This is a genomic window from Variovorax sp. PBL-H6 (assembly GCF_901827155.1).
Taxonomy (GTDB): Bacteria; Pseudomonadota; Gammaproteobacteria; order Burkholderiales; family Burkholderiaceae_C; genus Variovorax.
In genome coordinates, this window is record NZ_LR594659.1 from 817,019 (window position 1) to 840,955 (window position 23,937).

Annotated in this window: 24 protein-coding genes; 12 read left to right on the forward strand and 12 right to left on the reverse strand. The window is 67.6% G+C overall.

Annotated elements, in window-relative coordinates:
* Positions 1-64: 64 nt before the first annotated feature.
* The gene (locus tag G3W89_RS03990; RefSeq protein WP_162572878.1) at positions 65-217 is read left to right on the forward strand and encodes a hypothetical protein; all 153 of its coding nucleotides are present in this window, start codon (positions 65-67) and stop codon (positions 215-217) included.
* Here the strand turns inward: G3W89_RS03990 and galE are convergent.
* Complete coding sequence (gene galE / locus G3W89_RS03995; protein ID WP_162572879.1) at positions 208-1,224, reverse strand: UDP-glucose 4-epimerase GalE; 1,017 nt, start codon at positions 1,222-1,224, stop codon at positions 208-210. The genes G3W89_RS03990 and galE overlap by 10 nt on opposite strands.
* Positions 1,225-1,345: 121 nt before the next feature.
* Here galE and slmA point away from each other — a divergent pair, with 121 nt between their 5' ends.
* On the forward strand, positions 1,346-1,999 hold the full coding sequence (gene slmA, locus G3W89_RS04000) for a nucleoid occlusion factor SlmA (RefSeq protein ID WP_162572880.1): 654 nt from the start codon (positions 1,346-1,348) through the stop codon (positions 1,997-1,999).
* A gap of 58 nt (positions 2,000-2,057) precedes the next feature.
* On the opposite strand, the gene G3W89_RS04005 is transcribed toward slmA, so the two are convergent.
* The 7 genes from G3W89_RS04005 to ydiK form a co-directional block, all read right to left on the reverse strand.
* Entirely contained in the window at positions 2,058-2,582 is a 525-nt protein-coding gene (locus tag G3W89_RS04005) for a BON domain-containing protein (protein ID WP_162572881.1), read from the reverse strand.
* A gap of 11 nt (positions 2,583-2,593) precedes the next feature.
* On the reverse strand, positions 2,594-2,851 hold the full coding sequence (locus tag G3W89_RS04010) for a hypothetical protein (protein ID WP_162572882.1): 258 nt from the start codon (positions 2,849-2,851) through the stop codon (positions 2,594-2,596).
* 127 nt (positions 2,852-2,978) lie between these two features.
* Positions 2,979-5,039 (reverse strand): elongation factor G, encoded by a 2,061-nt coding sequence (gene fusA, locus G3W89_RS04015; RefSeq protein WP_162572883.1) that lies wholly within the window; start codon positions 5,037-5,039, stop codon positions 2,979-2,981.
* Positions 5,040-5,186: 147 nt separating this feature from the next.
* Positions 5,187-6,086: an SDR family oxidoreductase gene (locus tag G3W89_RS04020; RefSeq protein WP_162572884.1), complete on the reverse strand. Its 900-nt coding sequence runs from the start codon at positions 6,084-6,086 to the stop codon at positions 5,187-5,189.
* 52 nt (positions 6,087-6,138) lie between these two features.
* Positions 6,139-6,996: a helix-turn-helix domain-containing protein gene (locus G3W89_RS04025; RefSeq protein WP_162572885.1), complete on the reverse strand. Its 858-nt coding sequence runs from the start codon at positions 6,994-6,996 to the stop codon at positions 6,139-6,141.
* 55 nt (positions 6,997-7,051) lie between these two features.
* Positions 7,052-9,481, reverse strand: a complete 2,430-nt coding sequence (locus tag G3W89_RS04030; RefSeq protein WP_162572886.1) for a membrane-bound PQQ-dependent dehydrogenase, glucose/quinate/shikimate family — start codon at positions 9,479-9,481, stop codon at positions 7,052-7,054.
* 232 nt (positions 9,482-9,713) lie between these two features.
* The gene (gene ydiK, locus G3W89_RS04035; protein ID WP_162572887.1) at positions 9,714-10,790 is read right to left on the reverse strand and encodes an AI-2E family transporter YdiK; all 1,077 of its coding nucleotides are present in this window, start codon (positions 10,788-10,790) and stop codon (positions 9,714-9,716) included.
* 148 nt (positions 10,791-10,938) lie between these two features.
* On the opposite strand from ydiK, the gene G3W89_RS04040 reads away from it, so the two are divergent.
* The 9 genes from G3W89_RS04040 (at position 10,939) to G3W89_RS04080 (ending at position 19,730) form a co-directional block, all read left to right on the forward strand.
* Entirely contained in the window at positions 10,939-11,613 is a 675-nt protein-coding gene (locus tag G3W89_RS04040) for a response regulator transcription factor (RefSeq protein WP_162572888.1), read from the forward strand.
* The gene (locus G3W89_RS04045) at positions 11,606-13,012 is read left to right on the forward strand and encodes a sensor histidine kinase (RefSeq protein WP_443083147.1); all 1,407 of its coding nucleotides are present in this window, start codon (positions 11,606-11,608) and stop codon (positions 13,010-13,012) included. The genes G3W89_RS04040 and G3W89_RS04045 overlap by 8 nt, the downstream gene beginning before the upstream one ends.
* A 123-nt stretch (positions 13,013-13,135) precedes the next feature.
* Positions 13,136-13,855 carry a TerC family protein gene (locus G3W89_RS04050; RefSeq protein ID WP_162572890.1) on the forward strand — a complete coding sequence of 240 codons (720 nt, stop codon included), beginning with the start codon at positions 13,136-13,138 and terminating at the stop codon, positions 13,853-13,855.
* Positions 13,856-13,865: 10 nt separating this feature from the next.
* The gene (locus G3W89_RS04055; RefSeq protein ID WP_162572891.1) at positions 13,866-14,303 is read left to right on the forward strand and encodes a universal stress protein; all 438 of its coding nucleotides are present in this window, start codon (positions 13,866-13,868) and stop codon (positions 14,301-14,303) included.
* Between the two features lie 58 nt (positions 14,304-14,361).
* Positions 14,362-14,841, forward strand: coding sequence for a VOC family protein (locus tag G3W89_RS04060; RefSeq protein WP_162572892.1), 480 nt, complete (start codon positions 14,362-14,364; stop codon positions 14,839-14,841).
* 58 nt (positions 14,842-14,899) lie between these two features.
* Positions 14,900-15,850 carry a LysR family transcriptional regulator gene (locus G3W89_RS04065; RefSeq protein ID WP_162572893.1) on the forward strand — a complete coding sequence of 317 codons (951 nt, stop codon included), beginning with the start codon at positions 14,900-14,902 and terminating at the stop codon, positions 15,848-15,850.
* A 109-nt stretch (positions 15,851-15,959) separates the two neighbouring features.
* Positions 15,960-17,399, forward strand: a complete 1,440-nt coding sequence (locus G3W89_RS04070) for a sulfatase-like hydrolase/transferase (RefSeq protein WP_162572894.1) — start codon at positions 15,960-15,962, stop codon at positions 17,397-17,399.
* A 10-nt stretch (positions 17,400-17,409) separates the two neighbouring features.
* Complete coding sequence (locus G3W89_RS04075; RefSeq protein WP_162572895.1) at positions 17,410-18,783, forward strand: FAD-binding oxidoreductase; 1,374 nt, start codon at positions 17,410-17,412, stop codon at positions 18,781-18,783.
* Positions 18,753-19,730: a Bug family tripartite tricarboxylate transporter substrate binding protein gene (locus G3W89_RS04080; protein ID WP_162572896.1), complete on the forward strand. Its 978-nt coding sequence runs from the start codon at positions 18,753-18,755 to the stop codon at positions 19,728-19,730. The genes G3W89_RS04075 and G3W89_RS04080 overlap by 31 nt, the downstream gene beginning before the upstream one ends.
* 142 nt (positions 19,731-19,872) lie before the next feature.
* Here G3W89_RS04080 and phhA read toward each other — a convergent pair whose 3' ends face one another.
* From phhA to hppD, 3 genes are read right to left on the reverse strand one after another with little or no spacing between them, the layout of a single operon-like run.
* The gene (gene phhA, locus G3W89_RS04085; protein WP_162572897.1) at positions 19,873-20,769 is read right to left on the reverse strand and encodes a phenylalanine 4-monooxygenase; all 897 of its coding nucleotides are present in this window, start codon (positions 20,767-20,769) and stop codon (positions 19,873-19,875) included.
* 15 nt (positions 20,770-20,784) lie between these two features.
* Positions 20,785-20,961 carry a 4a-hydroxytetrahydrobiopterin dehydratase gene (locus G3W89_RS04090; protein WP_162572898.1) on the reverse strand — a complete coding sequence of 59 codons (177 nt, stop codon included), beginning with the start codon at positions 20,959-20,961 and terminating at the stop codon, positions 20,785-20,787.
* Positions 20,958-22,046 carry a 4-hydroxyphenylpyruvate dioxygenase gene (hppD, locus tag G3W89_RS04095; RefSeq protein WP_162572899.1) on the reverse strand — a complete coding sequence of 363 codons (1,089 nt, stop codon included), beginning with the start codon at positions 22,044-22,046 and terminating at the stop codon, positions 20,958-20,960. The genes G3W89_RS04090 and hppD overlap by 4 nt, the downstream gene beginning before the upstream one ends.
* 126 nt (positions 22,047-22,172) lie before the next feature.
* Between hppD and G3W89_RS04100 the strand changes: the two genes are divergently transcribed.
* The gene (locus G3W89_RS04100) at positions 22,173-22,652 is read left to right on the forward strand and encodes an Lrp/AsnC family transcriptional regulator (RefSeq protein ID WP_443083148.1); all 480 of its coding nucleotides are present in this window, start codon (positions 22,173-22,175) and stop codon (positions 22,650-22,652) included.
* Positions 22,653-22,678: 26 nt separating this feature from the next.
* Here G3W89_RS04100 and G3W89_RS04105 read toward each other — a convergent pair whose 3' ends face one another.
* The gene (locus G3W89_RS04105; protein WP_232076311.1) at positions 22,679-23,845 is read right to left on the reverse strand and encodes an alpha/beta hydrolase family protein; all 1,167 of its coding nucleotides are present in this window, start codon (positions 23,843-23,845) and stop codon (positions 22,679-22,681) included.
* Positions 23,846-23,937: the final 92 nt, after the last annotated feature.

Here is a 23,937-nt window from a genome sequence, read left to right on the forward strand (position 1 = left end):
GATCTCACCTTCAGTTGCGGGATCGGCATTTGCTGAGCAAATCGGTGACCTCTCAGCCATCCAGGTGGAGATGGAGCAAGCCCGCGAGCCGTGGGACTCAGGGCAGTTGGTGTACTCGTTGATCGATCTGGACAAGGCGGTTGCGGAAGCCGACAGGGCTTACCGTGCCTACCGGATGGTGGCGCGCGAGACCTACCTGCCGGACGCTCAGGCGTAGCCCGTCGGATTCCCCTGCTGCCACCGCCAGCTGTCCTCGCACATCTGGTCCAGCCCCCGTCGCGCACGCCAGCCCAGGAGTGACTCGGCGAGCGCCGGGTCGCCCCAGTAGGCCGGCACATCGCCCGGTCGCCTCGGTCCGACCTCATAGGCGATGGTCTTTCCGCTGGCCCGCTCGAAGGCTTTCACAACGTCGAGCACCGAGGCGCCCTGGCCTGTGCCGAGGTTCAGCGTCACCAGGCCCGGCTGCTTTTCGGCATGGCGCAGCGCCGCCACATGCCCCTCGGCCAGGTCCATCACATGCACGTAGTCACGCACGCCGGTGCCGTCCGCCGTCGGGTAGTCGCCACCATGCACCGAGAGCTTGTCGCGCAGGCCCACTGCCACCTGGCTCACGAAGGGCATGAGGTTGTTCGGCTTGCCCTGGGGATGCTCGCCGATCAAACCGCTTTCATGCGCACCCACGGGGTTGAAGTAGCGCAGGAGGGCGATGCGCCAGGCCGGATCGGCGCGACGCAGGTCGCGCAGCGCGTCCTCCACCATCAGCTTCGATCGGCCGTAGGGATTGGCAGGGCGCAGTGCCGCGCTCTCGGGGATGGGCGAACTGTCCGGATCGCCGTACACCGTGGCGGAGGAGGAGAAGATCAGCGTGCGCACGCCCGCCGCCTGCATGGCTTCGGTCAGCACGAAGCTGCCGTGTACATTGTTCTGGTAGTAGGTGATCGGGTCGGCCACCGAGTCGCCCACGGCCTTGAGCCCGGCGAAATGGATCACGCCGCTGATGGCCTCCTCACGGAACAGCCGGTCGAGCAGCGCGCGGTCGCGCACGTCACCCTCCACGAAGCGGGGCGCGGTGCCGATGATCCGGGCCAGCCGGTCGAGCACGCGCACATCGCTGTTGCCGAGATTGTCCAGGATCAGCGGCGCATAGCCTGCAGCGGCCAGCGCGACGCAGGTGTGGCTGCCGATGAAGCCGGCCCCGCCGGTCACCAGAATCGTTGGGCTCATCGTTCCCTTTCGAGGATGTCGTTTGGAATCCGTTGATTCTGCGCGACGTTACAGTTCGGCGTCGGTTGGCACGCGCTCACTGCGCTGTGCGAGAATCATTTTTTTACAATTTGCCCTGCCCATGCAGAACGAAGAGACAAGCGCCCCTGGTGCCCCGCTGAGTTCCGTGAGTTCAGAGCCGGTGGCCGCACCGACGCGCAAACGTCCGAAGCCGGGCGAGCGGCGCGTGCAGATCCTCCAGGCCCTGGCGGCCATGCTGGAGCAGCCCGGCGCCGAGCGAGTCACGACCGCGGCGCTTGCCGCTCGGCTCGAGGTCAGCGAGGCCGCGCTGTACCGGCACTTCGCGAGCAAGGCGCAAATGTTCGAGGGCTTGATCGACTTCATCGAGCAGAGCGTGTTCACGCTGATCAACCAGATCATCGAGCGCTCCGCCCCGGGACAGGAGCAGGCCGCACGCATCATCGCGATGCTGGTCCAGTTCGCCGAGAAGAACCCGGGCATGACCCGCGTGATGGTCGGCGATGCGCTGGTCTATGAGAACGAGCGCCTGCAGAATCGGATGAACCAGTTCTTCGACAAGATCGAGGCGACGCTGCGCCAGGCCCTGCGCGGCGCCGCCGCGGCCGACGGCTCGGCCACGCCGAGCGTCGATGCGCAAGTGCGCGCCTCTGCACTCGCGGCGTTCGTGGTAGGGCGCCTGCAACGCTTCGCGCGCTCGGGCTTCCGGCGCCAGCCTTCCGAGCATCTCGAAGCCGCTGTCGCACTGATGCTTTGAAGTATTCGAGCCGACAGCCTCGCGCGGCAAACTGAGCCGGTAGCGCAAGGAGCGTCGCTCAATTCACCGCCGTCACCGTGATCTGGTTGTCCACCTTGTCGACGCCATTGACGGTGCGCGCAATCTGTTCGGCGCGCGTCCTTGCCTCGGTGCTCGGCGCAGATCCGCTCAGCCGCACGGTGCCCGCGCTGGAGGCGACATCGATCTGCCGTGGGCCGAGCTCCGGATCGCGCGCGATCGCGGCCGACACCGAGGCCGTGATGGCCGTGTCGTTGGCCGACGAACTCAGCGCGCTACCGGCGTTCCTCAGCGCCTCCTTAGCCGAGTTGACGTCTTCCTTCACGCCCGGTGATTTGAAGTAGTTCACCGTGTTGTCGCGCGCCTTGTCCGCGAGGTCCGCGGCCTTGTGCGCGGCGGAAACCGTCGCGTCCTTGGATTTCTCGACGGCGGCGTCGACGTTCGCTCGGCTCTCGGCGGCCTGCCGATCGCTGCAGGCAGAGAGCGAAACGAGCACCGCCCCCGCCAGCAGGAAGGCGCAGTGCAGTCGCAGCAAGCGCGGGAGCAGCGCGTCGTTCACGCTCATGGTCGTTCCCCTCATCGCAGCCATCGGCCGCCGCGAAACTGCTCCAGCATGGCCGCCAGGCGCGCCACACCGCCCGTGCCGCTGGCTGCGCGGCCGATGAAGGCGCCCGCCGCGGCACCGATCAGCACACGACCGAAAAGGGAGCGGCTGCGCCCGGTTGCCATCATCAGCAGCACGCCGGTGGCCAGGACGATCAGGTGTTCGCCCGGCAGGTCGGGCCGGCGCGCGTCCGCTTCCTTCAGCGCGGCCAGCCAGGATTTCTGTTCCATGAAAACTCCTAGTTCGTCATCTTGTTCATAGACGCCGCGCTCCACGCACGGTGTAGGCCGGCTTCGACGATGGAACGGGGAATCGCCCCGCCACCCGCCGCGAGGCGCAGGTCGGCGCGCCGCTGACTCAGTCGGCGTCGCGCACCTTGTGCTGCGACATCAGCTGCTGCTGTGTCGCGGGTGGCACCGGCTCATAGTGCGACAGCTCGATGGTGTAGCGCCCCTGCCCGCTGGTCATGGCATTGAGCCGCGACTGATACCCGGAGAGCTCCGACATCGGCACCTGGCCGCGCACCAGCACCATCCCCGCCGCCGCGTTGGCAGTGCCGCTGACCAGTCCGCGCCGCGACGACAGGTCACCGGTGATGTCGCCGATCGCGCTCTCCGGCGCGGCGATCTCGATCTTCACCACCGGCTCCAGCACGATCGGCCGCGCTTCCTGGATCGCCGCGACGAAGGCCTTGCGCCCCGCGGTGGCGAAGGCGATGTCCTTGCTGTCCACGGTGTGGCTCTTGCCGTCGTACACCGTCACGCGCACGTCCACCACCGGGTAGCCGGCGATCGCGCCGTGCTCCAGCACCTCGCGCACGCCCTTCTCGACGGCAGGGATGAACTGGTAGGGAATGGCCCCGCCCTTTACCTCGTCCTTGAATTCGAAGCCGGCGCCGCGCGCCAGCGGCTCCACCCGCAGGAACACCTCGCCGAACTGGCCGGCGCCGCCGGTCTGCTTCTTGTGGCGATGATGGCCTTCGGCCGGCGCGGTCACCGTCTCGCGGTAGGCGATGCGCGGCGGCCGCGTGTTGACCTCGAAGCGGTACACCTCGCGCAGCCGTTCGAGCAGCACGCGCAGGTGCAGCTCGCCCAGGCCGTAGACGATCGTCTCGTTGGTCACCGCCACGTGCTCCACGCGCAGGCAGGGGTCCTCGTCCACCAGCTTGCCCAGAATCTCCCAGAGCCGCTGCTCGTCGCCGTGCCGCTGCGGCTCGATCGCAAGTCCATGCACCGGGATCGGAAAGTCCAGCGGCGCAAGGTGCACATGGTCGTCCTCGGCCGCGTCGTGCAGTACCGCGTCGAAATGGGCGTCCTCCACCTTCGCCACCGCGACGATGTCGCCCGGCAGCGCGCGCGCCACTTCGGTGTACTCCTTGCCCTGCAGCATGAACAGATGGTTCACCTTGAAGGGCTTGCGGCCGTCGCCGGCGAAGAGCAGGCTGTCGCGCGTGACGGTGCCCTGGTGCACGCGGAAGATGCCCATCTTGCCCACGTACGGATCGACCGTGACCTTGAACACATGCCCCAGCACGTGCAGCGACGGGTCGGGCTTCGCCTCCATCGGCCGCGTCTCGTCGCCCTCGCCGACGAGGAAGGCCGGCGGGTTGGCTTCGGTCGGATCGGGGAGCAGCTTGACGATCACGTCCAGCAACTCGCCCAGCCCTGCGCCGTTGCGCGCGGAGACGAAGCACACGGGGATCAAATGCCCTTCGCGCAGCGCCTGCTCCAGCGGCGCATGCAGTTCGCCGGGGTCGACGTCGCCCTGTTCCAGGTAGCGATCGACGAAGGCTGCATCCACTTCCACCACCTGCTCGACCAGCGCGCGGTGCGCCGCCTCGACGTCGCCCATCGTGCAGCCGCCCTCGCGGTTGTAGAAGCAGTCGAGCACCCCGGTGCCGCCGTCGTCGGGCAGGTTCACCGGCAGGCATTCGCGGCCGAAGGCGGCCTGGATCTGCGCCAGCAGGCCCGCCATGTCCACGCCCTGCGAATCGATCTTGTTGACGATCACCATGCGCGCCAGCTTGCGCCTGGCCGCATGCTCCATCATGCGCACCGCCATGGACTCGATGCCGATGGCGGCGTTGATCACGACCGCCGCCGTTTCCACCGCCTCCAGCGCCGGCAGGCTCTGGCCGAGGAAGTCGGCGCCGCCGGGCGTGTCGAGCAAGTGGATGCGCGTGCCCGCATGCGCGAGATGCATCACCGAAGAATTGAGCGAGTGCTGCATGCGGCGCTCGAGCGGATCGAAGTCGCTGACGGTGCTGCCGCGCTCCACGCTGCCCGGCGCTCCGATGGCGCCGGACTTGAGCAGCAGGGCCTCCGCAAGGGTGGTCTTGCCGGAGGCAGGCGCTCCGACGAGCGCCAGGGTTCGCACCGCTTCCATTTCGGCCGCGAGGCCGTTCGATCGGCTTGGCATGGACATCTCCTTGCGTGCTCCGCCCAGTGGGCGGCTCAGGGTACGGGATTGCCCAGCACGGCGCAAGGCGGGCGAACCTGGGCGCCGGCTGAGCTGAGCTGCCGGACCTTCTCTCCCGCAGGCAGCTTGCGGGCCAGGGCAGGGGACTCAGCCTTCGCCGAGTTCGAAGGCCGGCACCTGCCGTCCGTCGACATCCGTGAACCCGTATTCGTGCGCGAGATCCGCGACGCAGTACACGCGGCCGCTCTTGTCCAGCACGCCGGCATCGCCCGCCAGCGCCACTACTGCCCGCCCCAGATACCGCGGCGATTCCGTCCGCGACAGCGCCGGCCGCTCCTGCCAATGCGCCTCGTCGGTCTGGTGCCCGGCCAGGACGAACTCCGTGCGCATCCATCCGGGCGACACGGCGATGGAGGCGACGCCGTGGGGCAGCAGCTCCTGCGCCATTCCGAAGGCCAGTCGCGTCATCGAAGCCTTGGCCAGGTCGTAGAACAGGTTGCCGCGCAGGTAACGATCGCGATCCCGGAAGGTGGTCGTGACGATCAGCCCGCGCCCGCGGCGCACCATCATGGGCGCTGCGAAGCGGCTGGCCAGCAGATGGTTGCGCACACCGCGGTCGAACATCGAGTCCCAGTTGGAAAGCGGATGCTCCCAGAACGGCGCGTCGAACACGCCATTGAAGGTCTCGTGCCCGCCCCAGGCGTTGTTCACCAGCAGATCGATGCGGCCGGCCTCGTGCTCCACGCGGGCGAACAGCGCCGCGACCTCCTCCTCGCGCGTGTGGTCGCAGCGCACCGCGATGCCTCGCCCGCCCATCTGGGTGACTTCCTCTGCCGTCTCGTCGATGCTGCCGGGGAGGGTGTCGAGGCCCGACAGTCCCATCAGCTGCCCGTAGCTCCGGGCCGGCTCCCCGCGCGTGCTGCGCCCAGTCACGTACACGGTCGCGCCGGCCGCGCCCAGCTCCTGGGCAATCGCGCGCCCGGCGCCGCGGCTCGCGCCGGTCACCACGGCCACGCAGTCCTTGAGAGTTGATGGCTGTTGCAGCATCCGCTGTTCCTTTCTTCGCTTCCTTGCCGAGTCCGGGAACGATAGGGTGCCTTCAATCCGGTGTCTTGGAAGAACCCGAAACGGCGCGTCCCAGGAACTCGGTCGGCGTCAGCCCGCAGAGCGCGCGGAACTCGTTGGCCAGGTGCGACTGGTCGTAGTAGCCGTGGTCGATCGCCATCTGGGCCCAGTCGGGATTCGTCTGCCGACGCAGTGCGCGCAGGCAGCCGTGCAGCCGCGCCAGCCTGCTCCACGCACGCGGCGGCAGGCCGACGTGGGCATGGAACAGCTGCTGCAGACGCCGTTCCCCGACGCCGACGGTCTCCGCCACCTCGCGCAGCGGCCGCCCTCCGCCCGAGGCGGCGATGAGCCGCGCCGCATGCGTGGCGGCTCGCTGCGACCTAGCGTTGCCGTCCGCCTCGCACAGCCGGCGCTGCAAGGCAGCATGCAGCATCGCCATGCGTGCGGCGTCGTCCGGCGTCCGGGCCATTCGCTCCAGCAACCGGGTGCCTTCGCCTCCCCACAGCGTTTCCAGGTGAACGGTCGTTCCCGCCAACTCGCCTGCGGGAAGCCCGAGCAGGCCGGCCGCCCTGCCGGGCCGCAAGGTGAGCGACACGCCATCGATCCGGCCGCGCAGCCGCACCAGTGCCGGGGCCGTCGAAGCGCCGACCACGACCGCGGAAGGACTGCAGACCTCGCCGAGGTTGAAGATCAGCCGCACCGCCCCGTCGGGCAGCACGCGTTCGAGCACCTCATGCCCTGCCGCCACGCGCTCGCTGCACAGCAGGATGTGCGAGATATGCAAGCGCAGCGCCGTGCTCACCGGCGCGGCCTGCAGCGTGCCCGCGGGTGCATCCGCCTCCGGCCCTTGCACCGGGTCGTCGTCGAGGCGGAGGAAGAGGCGTTCGCTCATGGGTCGAGTGCGCCCGAATGCTACTGCTTCGCGGCGTGCGGTCTGATGCCGCAGTTCAGGGCTTCGGCAAGGCATACGCCAGCACGTAGTCACCCGCCTTCGTACCGGTCGAGCCGTGGCCCCCCGCTGCCACCAGCAGGAATTGCCGGCCGTCTGCGCCGGTGTAGGTCATCGGCGTGGCCTGGCCGCCGGCGGGCAGCCGGCTTCGCCACAGTTCGCGGCCGTCGCTCACGTCGTAGGCGCGCACGTAGTAGTCCAGCGTGCCTGAGAGAAAGGCCACGCCACCTGCCGTCATGATCGGCCCGCCAAGATTCGGCACGCCCATCTTGAAAGGCAGCGGCACCGGCGCCAGGTCGCGCACCGTACCGTTGCGATGCTTCCAGGCGATCTGCCCCGACGCCAGGTCGATCCCGGCCACGTAGCCCCACGGCGGCGCGTGGCAGGGTATGCCGAGCGGCGAGGTGAAGGCGCTGAGCTTGACCGCAAATGGGGCACCGAAGTTTTCGTTGAGCGAGGGCAGCGCGTTCTTGGGGCGCTCCTTGCCCTGGACCATCAGCGACGTATCGTCGGGCCGCGCCACCAGCTTCGACACGAAGGCCAGGTAAGCCGGCGTCGTGAAGGCGACCTGCCGGACCGGGTCCACGGCCACGCTGCCCCAGTTGAAGACGCCGAAGTTGCCCGGGTAGACGAGCGTGCCCTGCGTGGATGGCGGAGTGAAGCGGCCTTCGTAGCGAAGGCGCTGGAAGGCGATGCGGCAGTAAAGCTGGTCGAACATGGTCGCGCCCCACATGTCGCTGCCCGACAGCTTCGGCGGGTCGAAGGACAGCTGCGTCTTCGGCTGCGACGGCGCCGTGTGGTCGCCCTTTGCCGCGCCGCCGGGCGCCGGCACCTCTGACACCGGGTGCAGCGGCGCGCCGGTGCGGCGGTCCAGCACGAAGAGCTCGCCTTGCTTGGTCGGCTGCACCAGCGCCGGCACCGTCTGGCCGCCGATGCGCAGGTCGACCAGCGAAGGCTGCGAGGGCACGTCGTAGTCCCAGAGATCGTGATGCACGGTCTGGTACGCCCAGCGCACCCGTCCGGTGGCGAGCTCGAGAGCGACGACCGAAGAGGAGTAGCGCTCCACCGCCTCGCTGCGGTCGCCACCCCACACGTCGGGCGTGTGGTTGCCCATCGGCACGTAAACCAGGCCCAGCGCCTCGTCCACGCTCGAGATCGACCAGCTGTTCGGCGAGTTGGGCGTGTAGGTCTGGCCTGCCGCGATCGGCGCGGTCGCATCTGGATTGGCTGAATCCCAGTTCCACACCAGCGCGCCCGTTTCGATGTCGAAGGCGCGGATCACGCCCGACTGTTCATGCGTGGAGACGTTGTCCAGCACCGTGCCGCCGACGATCAGCAGCTTCTTCGTCACCACCACCGGCGAGGTCGAGTAGTAGGCGCCCGGGCGGTGGTTGGGCATGTTGGCCCACAGGTCGATCTGGCCCTGGCCCTTGCCGAAACTCGAGCAGGATTCGCCGTTCTCCGGATTGAGCGCCACCAGGCGGCCATCGGCTGTCGGCATGAAGAGCTTGGAAGCGCACCCGCCCGGCCCCGTGCCTGCAACGGCTTCGGCCGGCGGCTGGTACGACAGGCCGCGGCAGGTGAGATGCTGCAGCGCCAGCCCCTTCTCGACGTGCAGGTCGCGACGCCAGATCTGCGCGCCCGTAGTGGCATCGAGCGCCACCACCGACTGATGCGGCGTGCACAGGAAGAGGCGGTTGCCGATCTTCAGCGGCGTGACCTCGAACGTCGTCTCTTCCGGGTCCCCCGGCTGGCCGCGCACGTCGCCGGTGCGGAACTCCCAGGCCAGTTGGAGCTGACCTGCGTTGGCAGGCGTGATCTGCGTCAGAGGCGAATAGCGCTGCCCCATGCCGGTCCGTCCATAGGCCTGCCACTCGCCCGGCGGCACGCTGTCGCCGCCGGCAGTCGCTGCCCGTGCTGGCGGAAGCGCGCCTTTCACGGTGTGTGGGTCATGCATCCAGGACCACGCCGCGACGCCTGCGAAGGCGAGCAGGCCGAGCGAAAGCAGCATCCCGCCGCCGCGCCAGGGCGACGCCTCGTGGCGACGGATGCGCCGCCGTTCGGGCTCGGCGCTCGGAACGCGCCTGGCAGCCCCCGAGAGTGGACGCGTGATCCAGGGGGTCAGCAGCAGCGCACCGACAAGGAAGGGCACGCCGAGCCGGGCCGCGAGTGGCCACCAGTCGATGCCCACTTCCCACACGCTCCAGAGCAGCGTGGCGATGAAGAAGATCCCATACACCCACAGCGCCGACGCAGAGCGGCGCCACAGCAGCAGGCCCGTGGCCGCGAAGGCCAGCGCCGCCCCGATGTAGTACCAGCTGCCTCCCAGCGCCGCGAGCCAGATCCCCGCGGCGGCCAACACCAGGCCGATGATGATCAGCAGCAGGCCCGTCACGCCTGTCCCGTGTGCCCGTTCCGGAATATCCATCGCCTTCACTCCAGCAAGTGGCGCCAGCACGCCTGCGAGTGCGGGCGCGCCATCGCGGTGCAACAAGGGATGCAGCGTGGGTGATGGAGATCGCAGGCATTGTCAGCGCGCGCCCGCAGTCGATGTAGTGGGCCGGTGCGATGTCTGCAGAGTTGCCCGCCCGCAACTCATCCAGGAGCTGCTGACAGGTTCCGGCGGCGGCCCTTTGCAGCCGTTGCCGCCCCGGCTCTACCTACTTCCGTGCGGCGTCGACCGCCAGCGGCTCGGCATCGTGCAGCCAGGCGTGGACCAGCGTGTACGACACGGCCAGCATCACCGGCCCGACGAAGATGCCGACGAGGCCGAAGCCCAGCAGCCCGCCGATCACCCCGGCGAAGATCAGCACCAGCGGCAGGTCGGCGCCGCGGCGGATCAGTATCGGGCGCAGGAAGTTGTCCATCGTGCCGACGATCACCGTCCACACCAGAAGGAAGATGCCCCAGCCGGTCGATCCGCTCCAGAAGACCCAGATCACCGCCGGCGCCAGCACCAGCGTCGGGCCGACCTGCACGATGCACAGCATGAACATCACGGCCGTGAGCAGCGCCGCGAAGGGCACGCCCGCGATCGCCAGGCCGATGCCGCCCATCACCGCCTGAACGAAGGCCGTGACCCCCACGCCCAGCGCCACGCCGCGGATTGCCTTGCCGGCCAGCACCACCGCATCTTCCCCGCGCTGGCCGCCGAGCTTGAAGCCGAAGCGCCGCACCACATCCGCCGCCGACTCGCCGCCCGCATACATCATCCCGGCGATCACCACCGTGAGCAGGAACTGCAGCGTGAGAGCCCCCACCACGCCGGCTTGCGCAAGCAGCCATGCGGTGACCTGCCGGATGTAGGGCGTGACCTTGGCTTCCAGGCCTGCGACGCCGGCCGCAACCAGCTCGTTCCAGGCCTGCGTCAGCCGCGCCCCGACCACCGGCAGGCGCTCCACCCAGCCAGGCAGCGTGGGCGCGCCCTGGCTGATCAGCAGTCGGACCCACGCGACCACTTCCTCCGTATTGGCCACGATGGTCGAGATCGCCAGCGTGAGCGGCAGCACGAACAGCAGCAGCAGGATCACGACCATCACCAGCACGGCAAGGCTGCGGCGCTTCCATAGCCGCGCCTGGATCCAGAGGAAGGCGGGCCAGGTGGCGACGACGACCATGGCGGCCCAGATGGTGGCACCCAGGAAGGGCCGCAGGATCCACAGCGATGAGCCGATGAGCAAGGCGAGCGTGAGGACACTGAAGGTTGTTCTGGCGAGGTCGGGGCGGGGGGCGGACATGAGTGCAGGCGTGGAATGGGCAACCCGGAGTGTGCGCGAAGTGCGCCACCCGAGGTATGCGTCCCGCGCGGTGCAACCCATGCAGGCGGTACGCGCGAGGGACTTGGGGTTAGCATCGCCGGGAGGGAGACATGCAGTCAGGAATTCAATGCGGATATTGCTCGTCGAGGATGACCGGGTGCTGGCGGATGCGCTCTCGCGCGCGCTGGTGCAGTCTGCGCATGCCGTCGACGTCGTCTCCACCGGCGAGGAAGCAGACCATGCGCTCGCCCCGGGCACCTACGACCTGGCCATCCTGGACATCGGCCTGCCTGGACTGAGCGGTCTCGACGTGCTGAAGCGGCTGCGGGGCCGCAAGTCCACCATGCCCGTGCTGATGCTCACGGCCTTCGACACGCTCGCAGACCGTGTTCGCGGCCTCGATCTGGGCGCCGACGATTACCTGGCCAAGCCCTTCGACCTCCCCGAGCTCGAAGCACGCGTGCGGGCGCTGCTGCGTCGCAGTACCCAGTCCACCCCCGATCTCGAACATGGCCAGCTGCGCTTCGACACCGTAGGCCGCCGCGTCTTCCACGACAAGCGGCCGTTGGACCTGTCGCCGCGCGAGCTCGCCTTGCTCGAACTGCTGCTCATGCGCGCGGGGCGTGTCGTGAGCAAGGAGCACATGGTCAACCATCTCTACGGCTGGGGCGAAGAGGTTGGCGACAACGCGATCGAGGTCAACGTCTACCGCTTGCGAAAGAAGCTGGAGCCGCTCGGTTGCGAGATCCGGACCGTGCGCGGCATGGGCTACCTCATCGACAGCAGCGATGTGGGTGCCTGAGCCTCGGCTGCAGCGCAAGCTGCTGGCCTGGCTGCTCGGGCCGCTCGCCGTGCTGCTGGTGCTCGATACCGGCGTGGCCTACTGGAATTCGCTGCGCTTCTCCAACCTGGCCTACGACCGAGCGCTGCACGAGATCGGACGCGAGATCGCGCTGCATGTGAAGCTCGACGGAACGCGGCCGCGGCTCGAGCTCTCGGAGCCCGCGGCCAACATCCTCCTGCTCGACCAGGAAGACCAGCTCTACTACCGCGTGCTCGGCGAGGACGGCGCCGACCTGGGCGGCGATGCGCAGTTGCCGCCGCGGCGCATCGAAAAGACCGCCAAGCCGGTCTTCTATGGCGACGCGGTGCGCGGCGAGCCCGTGCGAATGATGGTCGGGTGGATGCCGATCGGCCCGGACGCGGGGCCTCCGCTGGTCCTGGTGCAGGTGGCCGAAACGCTCAACAAGCGAGCGCGCTTCACCTGGGAGATGGTTGCCAACGTGGTGCTGCCGCAGCTGCTCTTGATCGTCATGGCGACTGCGGTGGTCTGGTTCGGCGTTTCGCGCGGGCTCGAGCCGCTGCAGCGCCTGCGCCGCGCCGTATCCGACCGTTCGCACCTGGACCTCAGTCCGATCGACACGCACGACGTGCCTGGAGAAGTGCGCCCGCTGGTGGACGACGTCAACGAGTTGATGGCACGCCTCGGTCGCACCTTCGACTTCCAGAACCGCTTTGTCGCAGACGCCGCGCACCAGCTGAAGACGCCGGTCAGCGGCCTGAAGGCGCAGATCGAGCTGGCCCTGCGCGAGAGCGATCCGCAACGCGTACGCCATTCGCTCGCGCAGCTCTATATCAGTGCCGACCGGCTGTCGAGGCTGGTGCGCCAGCTGCTTTCGCTGGCGCGCAACGAGCCCGGCGCGCTCGACTCCATGCAACTGCAGCCGCTGGACCTGAATGCCCACGCCCTGGCGGTGAGCATGGACTGGGTGCCGCAGGCCATCAGACGGAACATCGACCTGGGCTTCGAAGGTGCGGACCATCCGCTGATGATCGACGCCGACGGGGACCGCCTGCGCGAGCTGGTCAACAACCTCATCGACAACGCGATCCGCTACAGCCAGGCGGGCGGCCGGGTGACTGTGCAAGCCGGCCCGGCCGGAATCGACCAATGCCGCCTGGCCATCAGCGACGACGGTCCGCGAATTCCCATCCAGGAGCGCGTGCGCATCTTTCATCGCTTCCATCGCCTCCTCGGGACGCAGGAGGACGGCAGCGGCCTCGGTCTCGCCATCGTCAGCGAGATCGCCACGATGCATGGCGCGCGCATCACGCTGGAGGAAGACGCCGATGGCGTGGGAAACACCTTCAGCGTCTTCTTCCCCCTGCGCGATGCCGATCGGCCCGGCGGCGCCTTGTAAGCTTTTTGACAGCTGGCAGACAACCGGCTGTCAGCGCGCCGGCAGAAAGGTGACAGCACAGGTCTCTACCCTCGGACGTGGCGGAACCGCCGTGGTTCCGGACCCATCCACCAAGGAGACACCGTGTCGTTTTTGTCGAGTCCCGATTTCTGGATCGCCCTGTCGCAGATCATCCTCATCAACATCGTCCTGAGCGGCGACAACGCCGTCGTCATCGCGATGGCCTCCCGCTCGCTGCCGCCCGCCCAGCAAAAGAAGGCGATCCTGTTCGGGAGCGTGGGCGCCATCGTGCTGCGCGTCGTCCTGACCTTCTTTGCCGTCTATCTGCTCACGCTGCCGTACCTGAAGCTGGTCGGCGCGGCGCTGCTGGTCTGGATCGGCATCGGCCTGCTTCGCGAGGAGGAAGAGGAAGCGAACCTCGAAGGCCACTCCGGCCTGGCCGCGGCCATCAAGACCATCGTGGTGGCCGACCTCGTCATGAGCCTCGACAACGTCGTCGGCGTTGCCGCTGCGGCCAAGGGCAATGTCCCGCTGCTGGTCTTCGGTCTCGTGATCAGCATTCCCCTCATCATCTTCGGCAGCACCCTCATCCTCAAGCTGATGGACCGTTTCCCGGTCATCATCGTCTTCGGTGCTGCGCTGCTCGGCTGGGTCGCCGGCGAAATGGCGATGTCGGATCCTTCCATTGCCGGCTGGGCTGCCAACCAGCACGCGCTGCACACGGTGGTCCCAGCGCTCGGCGCCATGTTCGTGGTGGCGATCGGCAAGTGGCTGAGCAGCCGGCGCGCAGCCCGCGCCGAGGCGCCGCAAGCGGCCAAGGCGTCCAAGCGCCCCGCCGTCTGAAGGTGCCCGCATGACGCGCATCCTGGTCCCCATCGATCCGGAGGAGCCGGCACGAACGCGCTCGGCCATCGAGCAGGTCGTGCGCATGCGTCGAAGCGACCGCGTGACCGTTCGCCTGCTGCGGGTGCAGCCCAGGGTCTCGGGCCATGTCGCGATGCTCTTCAATGCCCGCGAGCTGCTCGAGCTGCAGCTCGACGCAGGCGCCGAGGATCTGCAGTACGCGCAGAGCCTGCTCGACCTGGCTGGCGTGCCCTACGCCAGCACCGTGCTGGTGGGGCGCACTGCAGAGACCATTGCGATGGCCGCGCGCGACTATGGCTGCGACCGCATCGTCTTCGGCGACGATGAACCGGGCGTGGCTGGAAGAATCTTCGGCTCGCTGGCGCAGCAGGTGCGCCAGCACCTGAGCGCGAGCGGGGACCCGCATCCGCAGGTCATCGGCTCTTGAAGGAGTCGCTGGGGGTGAGGGCGTACACTGCCGCCCGCAGACTCTTCAGGAGACACGAATGACCAGCAAGAACACCGTGTGCCTTTGGTACGACGGCACTGCTCTCGAGGCCGCAACCTTCTACGCCGAAACCTTCCCCGAGAGCGCTGTCGGCGCCGTCATCCACGCACCAGGCAACTATCCCGACGGCAAGCAGGGCAATGTCCTGGTGGTCGAGTTCACTGTCGCCGGCATCCCCTGCATCGGGCTGAACGGCGGCCCCCTCTTCAAGCACAACGAGGCCTTCTCCTTCCAGATCGCGACCGACGACCAGGCCGAGACCGACCGCCTGTGGAACGCGATCGTCGGCAACGGCGGCCAGGAAAGCGAATGCGGCTGGTGCAAGGACCGGTGGGGGCTGTCGTGGCAGATCACCCCGCGCGTGCTCACCGAGGCGCTGGTCAACCCCGATCGCGCGGCAGCCAAGCGCGCGTTCGACGCGATGATGACCATGCGGAAGATCGATGTCGCTGCGATCGAGGCGGCGCTGAAGGGCTGAGGCCTGCCGAGCCACTGCCGATTCGGGCGGGGCTCCTCGGTTGCAGGAGAGCCACCCGATGAACATCACCCTGCGCCAGCTCCGCTACTTCGTCGAGATTGCCCAGAGCCGCAGCTTCTCTCGTGCGGCCGAGCATCTCAGCATCGCCCAGCCCGCGCTGAGCCAGAACATCGCCGCGCTGGAGGAAGACCTCGAGGTGGTGCTTTTCAAGCGCCATGCCCGCGGCGCGGAGCTCTCCCCCGCGGGCCGGCTGCTCTTCGACAAGGCCGTTGACCTGCTGGCGCGCACGGACGCGCTCAAGGAGCAGGTCGCGGGCCGCGACGTGCGGCCCTCCGGCACGGTGCGCCTGTCGATCGCCGGCTCGCTCGCCGGCCTGCTGGTCGCGCCGCTGCTGCGGGCGGTGGCCGAGCGATTCCCCGAGGTCGAGCTGACGGTGCGCGAAGGGATGTCGTCCGAAGTGCGCACGCAGGTGGAGTCGGGCCAGGCGCAGCTGGCGGCGATGCCGAGCCCGTCGGAGCTGCAAGGCATGGAGTCGCTGCCGGTGTTCGAGGAGCGCTTCATGCTTTTCGGCACCTGTGCGGCGATGCGCCGGAAGCCGGCGCAGATACCCTTTGCCGAGGTCGCGGCGCTCGCGCTGGCGGAGCCCGACGGCGCCCACGACCTGCGCAAGATCATCGAACGGGCCGCGAGCGCCGCTGACAAGCGGCTCGACGTGCGCTACGAGCTCAACAGCCCGGCCATGCTGATCTCGGTGGTGCGCGAAGGGCTGGCGTTTTCGATCATGCCGCCCAGTGCCTGCCAGGAGGCGGTGGCGGCGAAGGCCATCGCGGGGCGACTGGTGGTCGAGCCGGAGCTCACGCGCATGCAGGCGGTTGTGTGGCCGCGCGACCGCCCGCTCAGCCTCGCGGCGCTGGCGGTGCGCGACACGCTGGTCGAGGTCGTGCGCGGCATGGTGCGCGAAGGCCGGCTGAACGGCCGCATCCCCGGCGCGAGCCATAAGAAAAAATGAAAGCGGCGTATCCCGAGACAGTATTGGATTCCTGGCGCAGCAGCGATCACAGTCTCCACCAGGCGCCGGTGCCGACGCACGGCGCACGGCGCACCAGGAGACACAACGCATGGCACAGAAGAGAAACGTCGTGGTCATCATGTCCGATGAGCACGACCCGCGGATGATGGGATGTTCCGGCCATCCCTTCGTCCAGACACCCCACCTCGACGCGCTCGCGCACCGCGGCGTGCGCTTCACCAACGCGTACACGCCCAGCCCGATCTGCGTGCCGGCACGGGCCGCCTTCGCGACCGGCCTGCGGGTACACCAGCTGCGCCTCTGGGACAACGCGATGCCCTACACCGGCGAGCAGCGCGGCTGGGGCCATGTGCTGCAGGAGCATCGCATTCGCGTGGAGAGCATCGGCAAGCTGCACTACCGCAGCGAGGAAGACCCGGCGGGCTTCGACGCCGAGCACTTGCCCATGCATGTGGTCGGCGGCCACGGGATGGTGTGGGCGTCGATTCGCAACCCTTTCCGCCCGCGGTCCGACGGCCCGCGCATGCTGGGCGAGCGCATCGGCCCCGGCGAATCGTCGTACACGCAGTACGACCGCGCGGTGACGCAGCGCGCCGCGCAATGGCTGGGCGAGGCCGCCCAGCGCGCCGAGCAGGGCTTCGTGCTGTACGTGGGCCTGGTGGCACCGCATTTCCCGCTGGTGGTGCCCGAGGCCTTCTACAACCTCTACCCCACCGACCGCCTGCCCGAGCCCAAGCTGCACCCCGCCACCGGCTATCAGCGCCACCCCTGGGTGCAGGAGTACTGCGACTTTATGGCCTCCGAAGAGCGCTTCGTCGATGCCAACGAGCGGCGGCGCGCCTTCGCGGCCTACTACGGCCTGTGCACCTGGCTCGACCACAACGTGGGCCAGATGATGGCGGCCCTGCACACCGCGGGGCTGGAAGACAGCACCCAGGTGATCTACACCTCCGACCATGGTGACAATCTGGGCGCGCGCGGCGTGTGGGGCAAGTCGACGCTGTACGAAGAGAGCGTGAAGGTGCCGATGCTGCTGGCCGGTCCGGGCGTCACGCCCTCGGTGTGCGACACGCCGGTCGACCTGCTGGATCTCTTCCCCACCATCCTCGAAGGTGCGGGGCTCGACCCGGCACCGGAGATGGCGGGGCGGCCTGGCCGCTCGCTGTACGAAGTGGCCGCGTCCGCGCCGGAGCCCGAGCGCCCGATCTTGAGCGAATATCACGCCGCCGGCAGCAACACGGGCGGCTTCATGCTGCGCAAGGGCCGCTGGAAGTATCACTACTACGTCGGCTTCCGGCCCGAGCTCTTCGACCTGCAGGACGATCCGGAAGAGCTGGCCGACCTCGCCGGCAGCGCGGCGCATGCGGATGTGCTGGAGGCCATGCACGAGGCGCTGCTGGCGATCTGCGACCCCGATGCGGTCGACCGCCAGGCGCAGGTCGACCAGGCGCGGCTGATCCAGCACTACGGTGGGCCGGATGCGGCGCACCGGCTGGGATCGTCCACGTCGACCCCGGTCAAGGTGTGAGGCACGCAACATGATCACGACCGGCATCGACGAGCGCTACCTGAAGGACTGGAGCGGCCTGCCGCACGGCATGCCGAGCGAGCTGCACCGGCCGACCACCACGGAGGAGGTCGCTGCCCTGGTGCGCCGCTGCCGCGACGAGAAGCGGCGCATTACCGTGCAGGGCGGCATGACCGGCCTGGCCGGCGGCGCGGTGCCTGGCGACGGCGACGTGGTGATCAATCTCGAGCGCATGAACCGCATCGAGGACATCGACGAGCTCGAAGGCGTGATGCAGGTCCAGGCCGGCGCCACGCTGCAGCAGGTGCAGGAAGCGGCGGCCGCACAGGGCTGGATGTTCGCGGTCGACCTGGGCGCGCGCGGCAGCTGCACGGTGGGCGGCAATGCGGCGACCAATGCAGGCGGCATCCGCGTCATCCGCTACGGAACCATGCGCGATTCGGTGCTGGGCGTCGAGGCGGTGCTGGCCGACGGCACGGTGGTGTCGTCGCTCACGCGGCTGGTCAAGAACAGCACGGGTTTCGATCCGCGCTTCCTTTTCATCGGCACCGAGGGCACGCTGGGCATCATCACTCGGCTCACGCTGCGGCTGCATCCGCCGATGGGGGAGGTGGCGGCGGCCTGGGTGACGGCCGCTCGCTTCGAGGCGCTGCCGGCATTGCTGCGCGCGCTCAAGAGCCGCATGGGGCCGGGGCTGTGCGCCTTCGAGTTCATGTCGGGCCGCTTCGTGCAAATGGCGTCGGAGCTCTGCAAGCAGGAGCCCCCGCTGGGCAGCGCGGCGCCCTGGCACGTGTTGATCGAGGCCGCCGGATCGGCCGGCCAGTCGATGGAAGACGAGCTGCAGTCGGCCCTGGCCGATGCGCTGGAGAACGAAGAGATCGCCAACTGCGCCTTCGCCGCCACGCTCGCCCACCGCGAGGCCTTCTGGCGCCTGCGCGAGTCGATTCCCGAGTTGCTGTCGCACCTCAAGCCCACGGCTGCGCTGGACATCGGCATGCCCTGGGCCGAGACGGCCGGCTACATCGGCGAGGTCGAGGCGGCCTTGCGGCAGCGCATTCCGTCGGCCGATCACCTGTTCCTCGGCCACCTTGGTGACAACAACCTGCACCTCATCAGCGGCCCGGTCGATGCACAGGCCCTGCACGAGGTCGACGAGATCGCCTACGGCGCGCTGCGCGGGCGCCGCGGAACTATCAGCGCCGAGCATGGCATCGGTCGCTTGAAGAAGGAGTTCCTGCAGGTGTCGCGCAGCCCGGCGGAAGTCGAGCTGATGCGTCGGCTGAAGCAGGCGCTCGATCCGGCCCGGTTGCTCAACCCCGGCCGCATATTCGATCAGAACGAAGGAGACATCGCATGCAACGCAGAACCGTCCTCGCTGGCCTAGGCGCCTCCCTGTTCGGGGGCATCGGCACGGCCTTCGCGCAGGGCTACCCCAACGCGCCCGTCAAGATGATCGTGCCCTATTCCGCCGGGGGCGGCATCGATGCGGTCGCCCGTCTGATGGCGCAAGGATTGGGCGAGGAGCTGAAGCAGAACTTCGTGGTCGACAACCGCGCGGGCGCCGGCGGCATGCTCGGTGCCGAGGCCGCGGCCAGGGCGGCGCCGGACGGCTACACCGTGCTGCTCGCGGGCAACCCCGAGCTGACCATCACGCCCTCTCTCCACGCCAGGATGTCGTATGCGCCGCTGACCGACTTCACGCCGGTGGCGCTGGTGTCCCAGTCGCCCAACCTGCTGGTTGCCAACGCGTCGCTGGGCGCGAAGACGTTGCGCGAGGCGCTCGATGCGGCGCGCAAGACATCGGGCGGCATCACCATCGGCACCCCCGGCAACGGCACGCCGCAGCACATCGCGGTGGAGCTGATGCGCTCGCAGACGGGCCTGGACATCGTGCACGTGCCCTACAAGGGCGCCGCGCCGGCAACGGTCGGGGTCCTGGGCGGCGAGGTGTCCTTCGCGCTGGTGGGCGCGCCGCCGCTGCTGTCGCACCTCGCGACGGGGAAGCTGCTGGCGCTGGCGGTGACGCAGCCGAAGCGCTCGCCGCTCGTGCCTGCGGTGCCGACGGTGGGCGAGGCGTTGGGCATCATGCGTGACGAGGACTTCGTCGCGTGGTACGGGGTGCTGGTGCCTGCGCGCACGCCGGCGGAGATCGTCCAGCAGCTGGAGAAGGCCGCCTTTGCGGTGCTTCAGCGGCCCGACACGCGCACCAAGCTCACCGCGCTGGGCACCGACCTGGTCGCGATGCGCGGCAAGGAGTTTGCCGAGCGCATGCGTGCGGAGACGAAGCAGTACGGGGACATCATCAAGCGGTTTGCGATCAAGGCGACGTGAGGCGCGCAGCCTCAAGCATTCGCAAGCCTGCTGCGGTGAGAAAACGCGGCGCGCCCTCGGCCGCATAGCGCTCGGCGGCTGCAGATCAGGCGCGGAAAAGTCCGTTCGTGACCCAAGTGGCGAAGCCGGGCCGGAAGCACGTTCATGCGCCCGCTCCACTGCGCTTGGCGGCGTGGTAGCGGCCGGTGCCGCGCGTGACCACCGTATCGGCAGGCAGTACCTCCCCCGGCTCGAAGTCGTTGGCGCCGCCGACCCGCTCGTACAGCGGAGCGAAGTCGATGTGCGCCAGCCGCAGCAGGTCGTCCAGATGGTCCAGCACGAAGTAGCTTTCCTGGAAGTCGTCGATGCGGTAGCGGGTGCGCATCACGCGCTCGAGGTCGAAGCCGATCCGGTTGGGCGAGGCATCCTCGACGCTGAAGAGCGTCTCCGTTGCCGAGGAGGCGATGCCAGCGCCGTAGATTCGCAAGCCATCGGGCTGCTTCACGAGCCCGAATTCGACGGTGTACCAGTACACGCGCGCGAGCTTTTCAAGCACGCCCATGCGCTTCGCTCGCAGACCGCCTTCGCCGTAGGCCTGGATGTAGTCGGCGATCACCGAGTTCATCAGCATGGGAACGTGGCCGAACACGTCGTGAAATACGTCGGGCTCCTCCAGGTAGTCCAGCTCGGATGGCTTGCGGATGAAGTTCCCCGCCGGAAAGCGACGGTTTGCCAGGTGCTCGAAGAAGACGTCGTCGGGAACCAGTCCGGGCACGGCAACGACCTGCCAGCCTGTGCGCTTCATCAGCGTCTCGGACAACTGCTCGAAATGCGGGATCTGATCGGGCCCGATCGGCAGGTTCTGCATGCCGCGGACGAACTCGTCGCATGCGCGCCCGGGCAGCAGCTTGCTTTGCCGCTCGAACAAGGTCTTCCACACCGCGTGTTCCTGCGGCGTGTACCTGTCCCACCCTTGGTCGATCGTCCAGTTCGGCCGCACGGGCTGTTCGGTGCCGGCCGCCAGGCCGTGCCTGGTGATTTCCTTCAATTGTTGGAGCATCGTGCTACCTCGGGATCAATGCACGGCAGCCTGCGTCATGAAGCCGATTGCCTGCGCGAAGTCGTGAAACACGAACTCGCGCTTCAAGGTCCCGCCGCGTTCGGGGCTCAGCTTCCATTGCGGCAGGCCCGCCAGAAGAGGATCGAGCTGGTGCGCGTCGAGCTTCTGGGCAGCTTCGGTCGCGCGCGTCATGCCGCATCCTTCTCGACTTGCAGCACGCCACGGCGGATCTGGTCGCGCTCCAGGGACTCGAACAGCGCCTTGAAGTTGCCGTTGCCGAAGCCCTCGTCGCCGGCGCGCTGGATGAACTCGAAGAACACCGGGCCCAGCAGCGTCTCGCTGAAGATCTGCAGCAGCAGGCGTTGCTGACCATTGCCGGTGTCGCCATCGAGAAGAATGCCCCGGGCCTGCAGTTGCGGGACGGGTTGACCGTGGCCGGGCAGCCGCTGTTCCAGCATCTCGTAGTAGATGTCATTCGGGGCTGTCATCAGCGGCACGCCGGCCATCTGCAACTGGTCCACCGTCTCGATCAGGTTGTCCGTCGACAGGGCGATGTGCTGGATGCCCTCGCCGCTGAACTTCATCAGGAATTCTTCGATCTGGCCCGAGGTCTTGCCGGCCTCCTCATTGAGCGGGATGCGGATCAGGCCGTCCGGCGCGGTCATGGCCTTGGAGGTCAGGCCGGTGTATTCACCCTTGATGTCGAAGTAGCGGATCTCGCGGAAGTTGAACAGCCGCTCGTAGAAGGCGGCCCAGTGGGCCATGCGGCCGCGGTAGACGTTATGCGTGAGATGGTCCATCACCTTGAGGCCCACGCCCTTCGGGTGCCGGTCGACACCCGGCAGGAACTCGAAATCGATGTCGTAGATCGACTTGCCGTCCTCGAAGCGGTCGATCAGGTAAAGCGGGGCGCCGCCGATGCCCTTGATGGCGGGCAGGCGCAGTTCCATCGGACCGGTGGGCACTTCGACGGGCTGCGCCCCGAGCTCCAGCGCCCGGGCATAGGCCTTGTGGGAATCCTTGACACGAAAGGCGAGCGCGCAGGCCGCGGGGCCGTGCTCCGCTGCGAAGTAGCCGGCCAGGCTCTTGGGCTCACGGTTGACGACGAAATTGATGTCGCCCTGGCGGTAGAGCACCACATCCTTCGACCGGTGCTTCGCGATGAGGGAGAAGCCCATCTTCTTGAACAAGGGCTCCAGCAGGTTGGCGTCGGGCGACGCGAATTCGACGAACTCGAATCCGCACAGTCCCATGGGGTTGTCAAACAGGTCGGCCATGTCTCTTTGCTCCGGTGAAGTGGGGTTCTGCATGAATGGTTCACTGTAGGCACTTCGGCCTGCAGTTATCGTGCAGATCAGCGGCAAGGATCGGATTCGACGCACGAATCATGCAACAATGGGCGAGTGGAAGACTCAGTCGAACTGGACGCGATGGATCAGCGCATTGTTGCTGCGCTGCAGCGGAGCGGTCGCCTGTCCTACGAGGAGTTGGGCGGCAAGGTGGGCCTTTCTGCATCCGCTACCTTGCGCCGGGTCAAGCGCCTGGAAGACGCCGGCGTGATCGCGGGCTACGTGGCCCTGGTGCGCGCGCGGCGCATCGGCCTGGGCCTTACTGCCTACATCAACGTGCGCATGGAAAAGCAGAGCGGCCGCGAGAAGCGCAATCCGATGGACCTGTTCGCCGTGGCCGTGGAGACCTGGCCCGAAGTGGTGGAGTGCGTGTCTCTCACGGGAGAAATGGACTTCCTGCTGAAGGTGGTAGTGGCCGACATGGACCACTACACCCGGTTTGTCATGGACACGCTGCTCAAGCATCCCAGCGTGCAGGATTGCCGCACGAGCTTCGTCATGCGGCCGTTCAAGAGCAACTTGAGCTGGGTCTGAAAGGCGCAGCGTCCAGTCCGTCGTCGCTATCGAGGTATTCCTGGATGGCTTGACTCACGACCCAGGGTCCGAAGGAAGAAATCGGCAATTCGCGAATTGAGTGTGGGTACCACCCGTCCCCGGTCAAAATCAGGCGGGTCACTCAGGAGGCGTTGCGCCACGCTGCCAGCCTCCAACGGAGGCATTGGCGAGAGCATCGCACCATGGCCACCTTCCGGCAGGCGCATGACGACTTCGCAGCGAGGTTCACATGCAGCAAGGATTGCTTCCGCGTGGAAGCGAGGCACCTGGTTGATGTCTTTTTCCGCAATCACGAGCCCGAGGGCAGTCGTAGGTTGCTTCAAGCTTTCGGGATCGAAGTCCGCGCCGAATGGAACCATGGCCAGCACGGACCTGATTCGCGGGTCGAAGCCGCCTTGAACTGTGTCGTCGGAGAAACGCGCCGCGATGACGGACTTAGCCAGCCAAATCTTTGGGCCGTCCAGCCAGTTGCCCTTGAGTAGCGTGAAGAAACCGACGCACGATGAGAAGTCGTCTCGAATGTGCTCTTCGCAATGGTTCCTGAAGCGCGCCTTTGACCATTTCCCGCCCGCTAAGGACAAAGCCGTATGTCCACCAGCAGACCCTCCAAGCATGCCTACCGAATCAAGGCGCAGCGTCGCTGCCAGTGGCTTGCTACCGGCTACAGCATCGATTGACCGAGAGACTTCGATGGGCCGTTTGATCCAGCTCGCAGGCCCTGGCTCCGATGGGTCAAGATAGTTGTCGCCTTCGTGCTGAGGCATGGCGACCGTGAATCCCCTCTGCACCAATACCCGCGCCAAGTCCACATGCACCCAAGGGCTGCCACCCGAGCCGTGCGAGATCACGATGAGGTGTCCATTGCCCTTCAACACGTGGCCGTTGGCAGCCCACGACAGCCTGAACGGCCCCTGCATGAAAGGCGCCTCAGTGTCGGACGACGGATAAAAGACAGTGACGAGACCGCCGCCGGGTTGTGGCAACTGCATGAAGCCCAGTGTGGGCAACTGCGCATGCCCCAGCTGCCCGAATGCGAGTAGGCACAGACCTATGGTCAACGGCAGAGAACGTCGGACGACGGCTTTCCAGATTGCCGCGGAATCGATGGCGACGAGGAAGCTGGAAGCAGCAATGAACGAGAGAATTCTTGCTGCATTTCGGAGTGGTGTCATGTCTCAGGCGTTTTCAGGGGTTAGGGCGCCGGCAAGGCACATGTGGATTGTGATGACGTCGAGTTCATTGCAACTCCGCGTAGAACCATAAG